Origin of the sequence: Streptomyces sp. H27-C3, assembly GCF_030063415.1 — a bacterium.
Lineage (GTDB): Bacteria > Actinomycetota > Actinomycetes > Streptomycetales > Streptomycetaceae > Streptomyces.
Map to the genome: position 1 here is coordinate 51,434 of NZ_JASITA010000019.1, position 13,183 is coordinate 64,616.

Sequence of the window (13,183 nt, forward strand, 5' to 3'; positions counted from 1 at the left end):
TCTCATTCCCGGATCGGGTCCCCAGCCGCGACGGCTAGGTGATCGCAGGGCCGGAATCGTTCAGCCAAGCCCATTCCGACCAGGTGGTGAAGCCGGTCTGCCACCGGTGATAGACGCCGGCGTGGCTGGTGCCGAACACTTCGGTGCGACCGTCGGCGTTGCTGCTCGCACCGATCGACGTGCCACCGCCACCGAAGTTTTCCCACTGCGAGAACGCCGCGTTCGGGCCGGTCTGCCAGGCATGGCTCGCGGTGGTGGCGTTGATCGCGAACACTTCGACCCGCCCGTCGACCGTCCGCGACGTGGCCAGCTCGGCATTGGGGATCCCGCCGGTGGCGGCCCACGCCGACCATGAGGTCGGGCCGGTCTGCCAGCGATGGAACACACCCTCGGCGTTGGAGGCGAACACCTCGAGCCTGCCGTCCTGGTTGTAGCTGGCGGTGACGGCGCGTCCTCCGGTGCCGAAGTTCTCCCAGGCGGACCACCCGCCGTTGACGCCGGTCTGGTTCAGATGCTCGAACGTAGAGTCGGACAGCGCGAAGACCTCGAGTCGCCCATTGGGCGCGTTCTCCATGGCGAGTCGCGCGTTGGCCGGGCCGCCGTGGGTGCCTTCCCAGCCGGCCCAACCGCCGCCGGGCGCGGTCTGCCAGCGGTGGAACACACCGTCGGCGTTGGAGGCGAACACCTCGATCCGGCCGTCGGCGTTGTTGCCCGCCGCCAGCCGGTGCCCCCCGGTGCCGAAGTTCTCCCAGCCGGACCACCCGGAACTGGGCCCGGTCTGCCACATGTGATCGAACGTACTGTCCGACAGCGCGAACACTTCCAGTCGGCCGTCGGCGTTGGACGCCACCGCCAGCTGGGCGTTGCGCGGACCACCCGCCAACCGCCACGGCGACCAAGCGCCGTTCACCGCGGTCTGCCACGCGTGATACACGCCGTCGGAACCGGCGGCGAAAGCCTCAAGGCGTCCGTCCACGGACCGCCCGGACACGACCCGACCGGAGCCGTACGGGTGCTTGGGGCCGCCGCCCGTACCGGACCACAACGCGTTGGCGATCAGCGTGGCGTCGCCCGCCTCGATCCCGTACAGGTAGCGCAGGTCCTCTCTCGGTTGCTGCACCCGCCAGCACACATCGCCGATCGGCGCGTCGTTCCACGAGCCGCCCGGATACAGCTGTTCCATCGCGTCGAGGAAGGCGTTGGTGGCGTAGGCCGGGTTCAGACGCTGCTCCCGGGTGCCCCACCAGTCCTGCTGCTGGAACAGCCCGATGCTGGTGTGATCGACGGCCTGGGAGTAGTTGTTCATGCTGGTTTCCACGATGATCGTGGCGATGGCGATCGCCGCGGCTCTCGGGTTGAGCCCGCGGTCCTTCACCGCCTGCGTGACCATCCGCGCGCACGACATCTTGTACGCGTTCAGATAGCCGGCCATCTTCGCGTTGAGCTGCGGGTTGAGCTGGTCGGCCATGATGCCGTCGGTGGCCGACGGACCGGCCGGATCACACGGTGCGGTCGCAATGGCCATGCCTTGTGGGCCACTGAAATACCGGGAGACGCCGGACCGGTCGTCGCCCGGCCCTGGAACAGGTCCGGGTTGGGCGACGGCGACCGAGGCGGTCATCCCGATGACCAACGCCCAGATACCGGCTATCAAGGCCAGTCTGGTGAGTACGCGGTATAAGCCGCTTCTTGCCATGGTGTGCCTTTCGGTCGTGAACTCCGGTCGTTGGCGGCCGACAGTAGAAAGCACCGATGAAATACCGATGGAATCGGACTCCCCTCGCGTTGCGTCGGGGCGCGTTTCATCGGGATGTCATCGGCCACTGCCAATGTCGTGACGCGTAGGCAGACCACATGGGGAGGATCGAATGCGAGTGAAGAGGATGACGGCCGCGTTGGCCGGACTTCTGCTGACGGCAGGGCTTTCGGTGACACAGGCGTCCACGGCGCAAGCCGCAGCGGCTCCGTGCGAGGGCACCTACACGATCGTCGTCGGCGGCACGGGAAGCTCATGGAACAACGACGGCTTCACCGGCAACATCCAGCAGCACGTCGGGTACCCCACCCAGATTCCCAACGGCGCGAGCGCCCGGGCGGGCGTCAATGAGCTGAACCGGCTGGTGCGCGACCAACGTGCCGCGTGCCCGGGTCAGCACGTCAAGATGGGCGGGTACTCCTTGGGCGCCGCGGTGGTCCACACCTGGGTCACCGAGAACTGGCAGACCTTCGACAACGTCAACGCCATTCTCATCGCGGACCCCAAGCGCCAGGGCGACCCCGGCGCCAACGGGGGATCCGTGCCGTTCGGCGGCATCATCGGCGCTCCGCTCGCCGGCGCCGACAGGTTCTTCGGTAACGTACCGGTCAAGACGATCTGCCACTGGGACTACGTCTGCGACGAGTCCGCCGGCATCTGGACGTACCCGAACAACCACATCAGGAACTACCCCAACGATTTCAACATGGATCACCACAACGACGGCTCCAACGAGCAGTGGTACAACGGCGCCTGGTACCCCGCCGCCTGGTGATCACCGGCCGGTGACGGACCCGGCCCCGGGGGTGAGGCCGAGACCGGCTTCGTCACCGCGCAGAATCATCTGGTGCGCCCGCCGCAGCATCCGGCTCGGATGAACCCCGAGGCCGTCAGCGAGAAGGCGGCGGGCGCGCTCGAACACCCTCAAGGCGTCGGCCTGGCGTCCGTTCCGGTGCAGCGCCCGCATCAGCATCGCGGCCAACGGCTCGTTGAGGGGGTGCGCCGCCGACAGGGCGAACAGCTCGGCGATCGCCTCCGAATCCTGGCCAAGGCGCAGCTGCCACTCCAACTTCCGCTGCACGATGGCGATCCTGCGCTCGGTGAGCCGCAGCCGCTCCAGTTCGGCGAGCGGCCCCGGTAAACCGGCCAGGGGCTCCTCGCGAAACAGCTCCAGCGCCTGGGCACAGAGGCGGACCGTCTCGAGCGGTTCGCCCGCTCGATCGGCCTTCCCGATGCCGGTGACCAGCTCCTCCATGCGTGCCACGTCCACGTCGACCGCGCCGGAGACCAGTTGGTAACCACGGAGTCCGCGCTCGATGACCGAGTCCGGGCCGCCCCCGACGCGCAGGGCCTTGCGTAATCGGTAGATGTACACCGGCACCACGTTCGCGACCGGCGGCTCCATTCCCCATACGTCATCGAGCAGTTCCTGCTGACTGAGGGACCGCCCCGCGCCCAGCGCCAGGGCCGCCAGGACGGCTTGCTGGCGCAGATGTCCCAGGTTCAGGGGCCGCCCGTCCCGCCATGCCTGCAGCGGCCCGAGCAGGGAGATCCGTACCTTCGGTCCGGCCGCTCGCACGGCGATGGTCCGTGGAACCGGTCTCACCGACGGCGTGCGGGGGCCACGCCCGGGGACGACCAGACCGCAGTCGAAGGCGTGGACGATGGCCGCGGCCCGGTCGCGCAGACCGAGCTTCACCAGGATCCGCGCGAGGTACTCGGCCACGGCATCCTCGGGGATGGCGAGGGCGGCGGCGATCTCGTCGTCCCGCAGGCCGCAGCCGACCTCGGAGAGCACCTGTCGCTCCTGCTGCCTGAGCACGGTGGCGGTAGGGCGGTCGGTGGGGACGGTAGTCGGCATCGCTGCTCCCGGGCTCCGGACGGGTCGGCCTTGCGGGCGCCGTCGACAAGGTAGTGGGGGAGCGTCGGGCAAGGGCATCCGGAACGATCCGGAGCGACACGCGACCGCATGTCATCCTCAAGCGCGCGTCGGCTGGTGGCGGCTGGCCTGGGGCGTCCGCACAGTGGGTGAGTGGGCAGCAGGCTCCGAGGCCCGCGTGGCGGGGGCTGACGCGCAGGCGAACGCGGCGGTGGCCGTCGCGATGATCCAGGGGTTGCGCAGTGAGGCCGCGCACCAGCTGACCCTCGTCGACGCTAGGACGAGTGCATTGGGAGGGTATGTGACCACGCTTACCTACCGGCAGGCAGAAGCTCCGATTCGTCGGTGTACGCCGCGGTGAGCTGGTCGATCTGCTCGTAGCCGGTGCGCAGCAGGAAGGTGTTGAGGCGGCCGTAGGACTTGGCGCCCAGGATGAAGAAGTGCGGCTCGGGATTGCGGAGGGCCTCGATCCCGACGGACGGCTGGGCGAGGCAGTCCCCGCCCGCGGATCCGAGCAGGGCGGCGGAGAGGTTCATGGGGGCGCCGGTGGCGTAGCACTCGTGGACCTGCAACTGCCGGTACAGGAATGCGTCGCCGGTGTACCCGGTCAGCGCCACGACGTGGTCGCAGACGATCTCGCGCGGGCCTGCTGCGGTGGTGAGGGTGATGCGCACCCGGTCGCCGACGGGGCTCAGGTCCTGGACGTGGGCGCCCGTGTGAACGGTGAGCCGGTCGTTGGCGCCGTCCGCGAGGGCCCGGGAGGTGTCCACGAGGTGCTGACGGCCAGGCAGCGTGTCATCCGGTACGGCGCCCCATTCGGGCGCGGGGCTGCGGACCGCCCATTCGACGCGGGTGTCGGGCAGGGCGGCGAGGTCGCGGGCCGCGGTCTGGGCGGATTTCCCGGCACCGACGAGCAGGACGGTGCCGGTCCAGCGGTCGGGGTCGCCGGTGTCGGGGAGGGTGCGGGTGATGCGGTCGGCGAGGGTGCGTTCGCCGGGTGCGGGGATGCCGCCGGGGCCCAGGGTGTTGGGGTGGGAGTAGGTGCCGGTGCAGTCCAGGACGAGGTCCGCCTCGGCGGTGTCCTCACCGTCGGGGGTGTCCAGGAGGAGGGTGAAGGGAGCGGCGGCGCGGGTGTCGGTGCCGATCTGCTCGTGTTTGAGCAGGCCGGTGCGGGCGATGCCGGCGATGCGGGTGGACGGTCGGATGCGGCCTTGGAGAGCAGGCAGCGCGGCGAGCTGGTCGAGCAGGCGCGTCGCGAGCTCGGCTCCGGTGGGGCACTCGGGGCCGGCCGGGGCGTGCGGCAGATGGGTGCGCATCCGGCGGGAGACGTTGAGGTCCCATGGCGTGAAGAGGCGGGCATGGCCCCAGTCCCGTACGTGGGCGGCGACGGTGTCCCCGGCTTCGTAGACGGTGAACGGCCATCCGGCGTCGGCGCAGGCGAGAGCGGCGTCGAGGCCGACGGGTCCGGCGCCGAGGATCGCGACGTGTCGCTGCATGAGGGACTCCCCTTCTTTAAGGGTCAGATGGCGCAGTGGACGGGCCGGGGCAGGGTGCCATCGGTGAGGCGGGCGGCGAAGAACCGCTCGGTGACCAGCTGTTTGCCCGTGGCGAGCGGGGTTCCGGCGGGCGCGAGATGGAGATCGGGGCTGGTAGCGAGGTCGGCGCCGGCGGGGTGCCAGTGCAGTCCGTCGGCGGTGACGGTCAGTTCGGGGATGCTGGAGTCCTCGCCGATCTCCACTCCGGTCTCGGCGAAGCCGCGGCGCAGCAGCGGACGTACGGCGAAGTGGTCAGCGGGCAGGCCGAATCCGGCCAGCAGCTCGGCGACCGCGGGGACCTCGTGGGTGTTGTCCTCGGTTTCGGTGAGGGCGACGCGCGGAGGCAGTCCAAGGCCGATCAGCTGGCGGATGCCGTCGAGGGTGCGCTGCCAGGAACCAGCGCCGCGGTGGAGGTCGTGGGTGGCGGCGGTGGCGCCGTCCAGGGAAGTCTGGACGCTGAGCTTGCGGTCGGTCAGCTCTGCGAGGCCGGCGGCGCGCCGGCCTCGCAGCAGCATCGCGTTGGTCATCACGACGGTGGGCAGCTCGGCGGAGGCGTAGTCGAGGAGGTCGACGATGCCAGGGTGCAGGAAGGGCTCACCACCCGTGAGATACAGCTCGGTGAACCCGGCCTGTACGCCCTCGTCGACGAGGGCGCGGAAGGCGTCGGCGGGCAGGGTGCGGGGAGCCGCCTTCGGGGAGGAGGCGACCGCGCAGTAGTCGCAGGCCAGGTTGCAGTGAAAGTTGGTGTAGATCCACAGCCGCGACGGGAAGTAGGGCGTGCCGAACAGCGGGACTACCGGCCGGTCGCCTTCCAGCGTCTTGGGCGCGGCCTCGCCCCAGCCGTCGTCCGCCGGCCGGAAGCCGGAGGGCAGGGTGGAGCGGTAGAGGTGGTAGCGGCCCAGGGAACGCTCACGAGGCGGCAGGATCTCCAGGCAGGTCGTCCACCAGCCGGTCTCGATGGTCTCGGCGAAGATCTCGGGGAGCCCTGCGGTGCGCATCGAGCGGGCCTGCGCCTGCCAGTCGTACGCGAGCGGGATCAGCTCGGCGGTGACGTGCCCGTCGGAAAGGTCGAGAATCGCGTACCAGACCTCGTGGCGGCCGTCGTTGGCGGGTTTGCCGAGCACGCCGACGTTGACGGCAAGGGTGTCGCCGATTAGTCGCTGCCAGGGCAGACCACTGTGGGTGCACAGGACGACGTCGGCCCCGGATGCCTCGGATCGCAGGCGGTGCTGCTCCTCGGGGAGTGATTCCCACCAGAAGTCGTTCAGCGCCAGTGTCGAGCCGTGGACCATGTGGACGTCGACGGCGTCGATCGTTTCCCGGCGCTCGGTGGGCAGGGTGCCCATCCAGGCGGCGAAGTCGCGGCCGGTGGTGGCGAGTGTGTGGTCGTAGATCAGCTGGGCGTACTCGTTGTCCTTGGCGTCGCGGTAGCCGCAGCCGCAGTCGGTGTCGCCGCGGGCGATGGCCACGTCGTAGTTCCCGGCGACGCACTCGATGCCGTTGTCGGCCAGGATCGGCCATAGGGCATCGACCTTGGCCCCGAAGCCGCCGAGGTCTCCCAGACAGAACAGCCGCTCGGCGCCCCGGGCACGGGCGTCGTCGACGAACGCCTGAAGAGCGTACGGGTTCCCGTAGGGCCCTCCGCAGACTGCGATGCGCATGAAGTCGGTCTCCAAGGTGTCGAAGCGAAAAGAAGTTGGGGGTGTTCAGGTGCGGCTGGTTCGTGCCGCTCTCGGGGGCCTGTTCGGGAAGAGGTGGGGGCCGGCGCTGTAGCGGGCGCGGATGGCCTCGGGCTCGACGCCGACGAAGTAGAGCAGCTTGAGGTACTGCATGAAGGCGATCATGCGCCAGGTCCCGTGGGCGACGAGGCGGCGTGAGGAGGCCGACGATGCGGCGGGCAGCAGGCACAGCCGGCCGCGGCGGTGCAGGCGACGCGACATCTCCAGGTCCTCCATGATGGCCAGATCGGGGAAGCCGCCGAGGGCGTCGAAGACGCTGCGGCGGATGAACATGGCCTGGTCGCCGAAGATGTGGTGGAGGCGGCGGGCGCGGGCGTTCGACGTCCACGCGAGGTAGTTGAGGCCGGCTGTCCTGCGGTCGAAGCGCAGGGTGAGGCCGCCTCCGGCCACGGCAGGGTCGGCGAGCACGGCCCGGATCTGGCCCAGGGCTTCAGGATCGATGGCGGTGTCGGCGTGGACGAACCACAGGATGTCACCGGACGCGTGCCGGGCCCCCTCGTTCATCTGCCGGGCCCGGCCGCGCTCACTGGCGATCACGGTGGCGTGCAGGGCGGCGAGTTCGGCGGTTGCGTCGGTGGAGCCACCGTCCACGACGATCAGCTCACAGTCGGGGAAGTCCCGGCACAGGCGGCTCACCGCACTGTGGATCGTGGCCTCCTCGTTCAGCACCGGGACAATGATCGACACCTTCGTCATGGCGCCTCCACGGGCTGGAGCAGAGCGGCGATCGACGCGGGCAGCGCCGGATCCGTCAGGAGCGCGGCGGCGTCCTCGGGGGTGTCCAGGTCCCGCAGTGGACGCAGCAGCCCCACGCTGAGCCCTTCGCCGCGGGCGAGGGCGCGGGTCGCCGCGAGTACCCGGTCCGTGCTCCAGACATCCGGACCGAGGGCGAAGAGCGACGTGTGCGGGACCCGAAGGCCGATCAGGTAGTAGCGGCCGTCGAGCGCCGGGCCCAGCAGGGGATGCGGCCGGGTCTTGACCGTGCCGGGCCGGGGTGGTTTGGCCATGACCAGGATCGCGGGGGTGTGCTCGTGGCCGACGGCGTTCACGTGTCGAACCGGTAGACGAAACCGGGCCCGTTCACGGCGTCCGGGGAAGGCAGCGCGTGCCCGGCCAGCGTGGCGAAGACCACCAGGGAGCCCGGCCGCAGGTCCGGGTCGAGGGAGCCGCAGACGCTGAAGGACACCAGGGCCTCTGTCTTGCAGGCGAGCAGGGCGGCGAGGTTCGCCTTGTGGTCGACCTGGTTGGAGAGCCGGTGGTGACCGGCGCCGTGCCGGGACAGCTGCACGACCTCCGCATCCCCCAGGCGTCCCTCGGTGACGCTGACCGCCCCGTGGTCCGTGACGACGGTCCGCTCCGCGGCGCCCTCCAGATGGGGCCAGTCGTAGCTTCCGGATTCGGTGATCACGCCTATGCGCATGGACTACTTCTCCTTCGGTGACGTGCCGGACGAGCCGCCGGCGGTGGTACGGACCTCGACGATCGGCAGCAGGGTGCGCAGTGCCGCGTTCTCACCCGGGTCGAGCACGGCGTGCTGCACACAGGCGGGGACGAGCGTGCCGGTTTCGGGGTGGGCCATGGCGTAGTGACAGGCGGCCAGCCGCTCCTGGGTCTCGCGCAGCAGGGGCTCCGCTGCCTGCTCACCGCGGCGCATCATCTCCCAGGCCGGGGCGACGACGTCGGCGTCCATGAACTGGTGCATGACGAACGTGACCGGGCGCACCAGCATCCGGTGGCGGGCCAGCCGCAGCAGCCCGACGCGGCGGGCCGTGCGGGCCAGCCAGCGCAGCGCCGTCACTGCGGTGGACGGGTGGCGGGCCACCACCCGCAGGACCCTGGCCGCGAGGAGGGCGGGTGGGGTGCCGGTGAAGGTCACCTTTCCGAAGTAGCGGAAGAACGCGGTGCGTACGGCGAGGTCGTGCGGGTCGTCGCCGTCGAGGAACGGATACCAGCGGTGGCCGACGTAGAAGCCGTAGGCAGTGCGGTTGCAGCGCACATCGCCGTTCTCGAAGACGCGGTAGTCCAGGCGGGTTCCGGCGCCGCGTTCGATCTCCGCCCACACCGCGTCCGGGGTCGCCTCGCGGAACTTCTCCTTCCAGCGGCGCTCGTCGCCGAGGAAGGCGGCGGGCTGGAAGGAGAACATGCCGTAGCCCATGGCGTGGCAGTCGCGGATCACTCCCGCGACCTCGTCGAGGTTGCCCGGGGTGACGGTCATGTTGTGGGCGAGGAAGAACCGCACCCCGTGCTCGCGCCGCAGCCGGGCGAACATGGCGGCGAACCGTGCCCGGTACGGGTTGAGCGACTGCTCGTGAGGCGGGCGTTCGATGCCGCGCCGGCCGTACATGAACTTGTCGAAGTGCGCGGCGAAGGACAGCCGCGCAAAGCGCCGTGTGCCGGTCGGGCCGAGTGCGAGGCGGGTGAGGTAGTCGTCGTCGAAGTCGCCGTGGGTGAAGCTCATCGGTTCCCGACCGTGGTCCCGCATAATCGCCAGCGTGGCGGCGTGGTCGTCGGGGGTGAGCAGGCTCACCTCGCCGCCGATGAGCTGGGTGTGGGCGCGCGGACCGCGCAGCTCACGCAGCAGAGTCATCTGTGCGGCGATCTGGTCGCGGGTGTGAGGGCCGTCGACGCGCACCTGGTTGGCGTCCCGGGAGTGGTAGCAGGGGGTGCACTTGAGGTTGCACTTGGGGAAGACACCATGGGTGCCCTCGCAGCCGACGCCGTGCCGGCCGAGAATCTGGCCCGGGGTCCTGGCCGCGTCGGGCAGTTCCGCCCAGCGGCGTTCCATGGCCGCGGCGAACTCGGCGTCGTAGGGACGGGTGGCTCGTTCGAGGGCACACAGTGCCGCGATGATCCGCATCAGTGGTTCTCCTGCGGGGTTCGGGCTGCCGATAGGGCGGCCCCGGCGTTGGGCGAGGCGGGACTGGCCCGGGGTCCGCGGCGCAGCCCGCGCCACAGGAGCCAGGCGTACAGCAGCATCAGGGCGTCCTCGACGAGGACGTACCAGCGCAGCGGCTGGGCGGCGTATGTGCCGAAGCAGCCGCAGTTGTCGAGGACGAGTCCGCGGGCGAACGCCTGGGCGGCCAGGGCCGCCCAGGCGTTCGCGACGCCCGTGTACAGCCAGAGGGGCGCGGTGGCGCGGGAGCGGGGCCGGGCGAGGAACCAGGCGGCCGTCACGGCCTCGGCGCTGATCAGGGCCACGGCCAGGGCGGTCGAGGCCGCGCCGGATGTCAGTCCGTAGGTGGTCAGGATGGCGGGCATCGCGTCGAAGGAGGCGAGCTGGCCGAGCGCCATCGTCGCGAGGACGGCGCCCAGGACGATGCGGAGGATCACCGGATCACCCTCCTGCGGAGTTTCAGCAGCGCGCCGATCGGGCCGCTGCCCCTGGCCAGGCGGGTATAGACGTCGGCCAGCGCCGTGTGCCAGGGCCCGTCGGCGTAGGTGGGGTAGGGGTGCACGGTGCGGGCGTAGTCGGAGGGCGTCCATCCCAGACGTACCGCAGCTGCCAGGTGGGCGATCGTCTCTCCGGCCCTCGGTGACACCACCGTGGCTCCGACGATCTTCCCGCGCGGGCCCAGCACGAGGGTGGTGAAGCCCTCGGTGCGGCCGTCGGCGACCGCCCGGTCGACCCGGTCGTTCTCCAGCGTGTGGACACGTGCGGCATCGCCGTACTTCTCGTGCGCCTCGTCGGAGGTGTATCCGACGCGGGCGATCTCGGGATCGGTGAACGTCACCCAGGGCATCGCCCGGTAGTCGATGGGGCGACGCACCCCCAGCAGAGCGTCGGTGGCGGCAGCCGCTCCCTGCGTGCCGCCCAGGTGGGTGAAGGCGGAACGGCCGGTCACGTCTCCGGCGGCGTAGATCCGGTGGTTGCTGGTGCGCAGCCGTCCGTCGGTGCGGACATGGCCGGTGTCGGTCAGCTCAACATCGGCCGCCTCCAGACCGAGCCCCTGGACGTTGGCGCGGCGGCCGGTGACGGCCAGCAGCGTGTCGTACGGGAGAGGTCCACCGGGCCCATGTACGGCATCGGCGTCGACTCTCTCGGCGCGGTAGCCGGTCAGCACGGTGACGCCCTCGGCCTCCAGCCGCTCCCGCAACACCTGTGCCGCCCGGGGTTCCTCACGGGGCACCAGCCTGCCCATCGCCTCCACGACGGAGACCTGCGAGCCGAGCCGGGCGAACGCCTGGCCCAGCTCGCAGCCGATGGGCCCGCCGCCCAGCACCACCAGGCGCCGTGGGAGTTCGGACAGCTCCCAGGCGGTGTCGCTGGTCAGCGGGTCGGCCTCGGCCAGGCCGGGGACCGGCATCAGGGCCGGCGAGGAGCCCGTGGCGATGAGGGCGTACCGGAAGGAGATCTCCCGCCCTCCTGCGGTCAGGGTTCCCCGGCCGGTGAAGGACGCCGGGCCGTACGTGACGTCGACTCCGTACGGGGCGAGTGCCTCGGCCGAGTCGTGCGGTTCGATCGCGCCGATCGCCCGTTTCACCTCCGCCATGGCCGCCGCGAGGTCGGCCGGACCGGTCACGGGCGGGAGCCCGTAGGCGGCAGCGCGGCGGGCTGCCTGGACGTCGGAGGCCACGTGGAGAAGCGTCTTACTCGGTACGCACCCTGTCCACAGGCAGTCCCCGCCCAGCCGGTCGCGCTCGACGAGCAGCGTGCGGGCGCCGAAGCGCCCGGCGGTGCGGGCCGCGGTCAAGCCGGCGCTTCCGCCGCCGATGACCACCAGATCGTACCTACTCATGGTGCGGGCTCTCTCGTCGGTGCGGGACGGTCGGTGCGCCGTCGTGGGACGGTCGGCGCGCGGTCGTGGGACGTGAGGGAAACCCGCTGGCACAGTCCGGGCCTTCCCTTTCTCAGCCCCACGATCACGGTCACGAAGGCCATCTCGCGTCAGCCCGCGTCCGGCGTGTCCGAAACGGAATGGGGGACCGGCCCGGCAGGGTTCCCGAGGGCAAGCACACGGGGAGAGCAGTCCCCAGGGGACGGAAGAGGGGCGAAGGCTGGATGGACGAACCTGACTGGCGGCGCTTCATCACCGCCTACCACCAGGCGCACCCCGGCATCACCGAGCAGCTCTTCTCCCTGACCGACACTTCCCCCTACGCCTGGCTGGCCGAACCACTGCGCGGTGTCGAGGGCACGGTCCTCGACCTGGCCTGCGGCTCGGCACCCACCCGTGCGGAGCTCCCCGACGCCGACTGGGTCGGGATCGACCTGTCGGCGGCAGAACTCGCCGAAGCGGCACGCCGGGGCCGCGGACCGCTGGTCCGATCCGGCGCGGACGCCCTCCCGGCCGCCTCCGCGAGCGCCGGAGCGGTCTGCGCGGCCATGTGCCTGCCGGTCGTCACACCCCTGCCGCAGGTCCTCAGGGAGATCCGGCGCGTACTGCGGCCCGGCGGGAGGCTCGCGGCGCTGGTGCCCTCCCAGTCCGGGCTCTCCCCCTCCGGCATGCTCGGCTGGCTCCGGGTGATGGCGGCCCTGCGCGCCGTACGCCAGCCGTGGCCCAACCCGCAGGCCCGCGACGGACTGGCCGCTGTGCTACGCGCGGCGGGATTCCGCGTCTGCTGCGACGAGCGACGCGTCTTCACGCTCACCATCGACTCGGCCGACGCGGCGGCGCTGCTGGCCGATGCCTTGTACCTGCCCGGACTGACACCCCGCCGCGCCGAGGTCGCCAAACGCTCCCTCGCGCGGTGGGCGGCATCGGGGCGACGCCTGGAGCTGCCGCTGCGCCGCGTAGTGGCCGACCTTCCCGCCGAACAGCCGTCACAGGAGCCGATATGAATCGCCCGGCAGCCCCCTCAGCGGCAACCGAGCACCCGCTGCCCGACATCGGCCCGGTTCCGATGCGGCCTTGGACGGGGTGGCGCGGCGGCCGGCGCGCGCGGCGTGGATACGGCTGGCCGTCCTCGTGGTCCTGCTGGTGGCGCTCGGCTCCTGGGTGGCGCTGGGGGGCGGGGACCTGATGCGCGAAGTGCGCCAGTGGGTCGTCGATTCGCTCGGCAGGTGGGGACCGGTCGTCTTCGCGGTCCAGCCTGCGCACGTGAACGCCCATCGCCCCTATCGCGATGATGTCTCCGACGCCCGATGGGCTCTGATCGAACCGGTCTTCACCGCCTGGCGAGCCAGGCGAACCGGGCCCGGAACAGCAGCTCGGGTGCACGACCTGCGCGAGATCGTCAACGTGATCCTCTACGTCAATCGCACCGGCATTCCGTGGGAGTACCTGCCGCATGACTTCTGCCCCTGCCTCGGAGGGGGACGGGCTTGAGGTGGGCT

At 70.9% G+C, this 13,183-nt stretch carries 12 protein-coding genes and 1 pseudogene; 3 read left to right on the forward strand and 10 right to left on the reverse strand.

Annotation, left to right across the window (positions count from 1 at the left end):
• Window positions 1-34: 34 nt before the first annotated feature.
• Window positions 35-1,696 carry a PLL family lectin gene (locus QMK30_RS20245; RefSeq protein ID WP_283519695.1) on the reverse strand — a complete coding sequence of 554 codons (1,662 nt, stop codon included), beginning with the start codon at window positions 1,694-1,696 and terminating at the stop codon, window positions 35-37.
• A gap of 172 nt (window positions 1,697-1,868) precedes the next feature.
• Here QMK30_RS20245 and QMK30_RS20250 point away from each other — a divergent pair, with 172 nt between their 5' ends.
• A complete protein-coding gene (locus tag QMK30_RS20250) occupies window positions 1,869-2,531 on the forward strand; it encodes a cutinase family protein (protein ID WP_283519696.1) in 663 nt (220 codons plus the stop codon).
• Here QMK30_RS20250 and QMK30_RS20255 read toward each other — a convergent pair whose 3' ends face one another.
• The 9 genes from QMK30_RS20255 to QMK30_RS20295 form a co-directional block, all read right to left on the reverse strand.
• On the reverse strand, window positions 2,532-3,617 hold the full coding sequence (locus QMK30_RS20255) for an AfsR/SARP family transcriptional regulator (RefSeq protein ID WP_283519697.1): 1,086 nt from the start codon (window positions 3,615-3,617) through the stop codon (window positions 2,532-2,534).
• 329 nt (window positions 3,618-3,946) lie between these two features.
• The gene (locus tag QMK30_RS20260; RefSeq protein WP_283519698.1) at window positions 3,947-5,131 is read right to left on the reverse strand and encodes a Rossmann-fold NAD(P)-binding domain-containing protein; all 1,185 of its coding nucleotides are present in this window, start codon (window positions 5,129-5,131) and stop codon (window positions 3,947-3,949) included.
• A gap of 23 nt (window positions 5,132-5,154) precedes the next feature.
• The gene (locus QMK30_RS20265) at window positions 5,155-6,831 is read right to left on the reverse strand and encodes a radical SAM protein (protein WP_283519699.1); all 1,677 of its coding nucleotides are present in this window, start codon (window positions 6,829-6,831) and stop codon (window positions 5,155-5,157) included.
• Window positions 6,832-6,876: 45 nt separating this feature from the next.
• On the reverse strand, window positions 6,877-7,605 hold the full coding sequence (locus QMK30_RS20270; RefSeq protein ID WP_283519700.1) for a TIGR04283 family arsenosugar biosynthesis glycosyltransferase: 729 nt from the start codon (window positions 7,603-7,605) through the stop codon (window positions 6,877-6,879).
• Complete coding sequence (locus tag QMK30_RS20275) at window positions 7,602-7,958, reverse strand: glycosyltransferase family protein (RefSeq protein WP_283519701.1); 357 nt, start codon at window positions 7,956-7,958, stop codon at window positions 7,602-7,604. Before QMK30_RS20275 ends, QMK30_RS20270 begins: the two co-directional genes overlap by 4 nt.
• Window positions 7,955-8,329, reverse strand: coding sequence for a phosphorylase family protein (locus QMK30_RS20280; protein ID WP_283519702.1), 375 nt, complete (start codon window positions 8,327-8,329; stop codon window positions 7,955-7,957). Before QMK30_RS20280 ends, QMK30_RS20275 begins: the two co-directional genes overlap by 4 nt.
• Window positions 8,330-8,332: 3 nt before the next feature.
• A complete protein-coding gene (locus tag QMK30_RS20285) occupies window positions 8,333-9,766 on the reverse strand; it encodes a radical SAM domain-containing protein (protein ID WP_283519703.1) in 1,434 nt (477 codons plus the stop codon).
• On the reverse strand, window positions 9,766-10,239 hold the full coding sequence (locus QMK30_RS20290) for a MauE/DoxX family redox-associated membrane protein (protein WP_283519704.1): 474 nt from the start codon (window positions 10,237-10,239) through the stop codon (window positions 9,766-9,768). Before QMK30_RS20290 ends, QMK30_RS20285 begins: the two co-directional genes overlap by 1 nt.
• Window positions 10,236-11,645: a dihydrolipoyl dehydrogenase family protein gene (locus QMK30_RS20295; protein WP_283519705.1), complete on the reverse strand. Its 1,410-nt coding sequence runs from the start codon at window positions 11,643-11,645 to the stop codon at window positions 10,236-10,238. Before QMK30_RS20295 ends, QMK30_RS20290 begins: the two co-directional genes overlap by 4 nt.
• Window positions 11,646-11,908: 263 nt before the next feature.
• Between QMK30_RS20295 and QMK30_RS20300 the strand changes: the two genes are divergently transcribed.
• Both QMK30_RS20300 and QMK30_RS20305 read left to right on the forward strand, forming a co-directional pair.
• Window positions 11,909-12,688, forward strand: a complete 780-nt coding sequence (locus QMK30_RS20300) for a class I SAM-dependent methyltransferase (protein WP_283519706.1) — start codon at window positions 11,909-11,911, stop codon at window positions 12,686-12,688.
• Between the two features lie 259 nt (window positions 12,689-12,947).
• A pseudogene (locus tag QMK30_RS20305) lies at window positions 12,948-13,145 on the forward strand (transposase); the annotation flags it as partial.
• Between the last annotated feature and the right edge of the window lie 38 nt (window positions 13,146-13,183).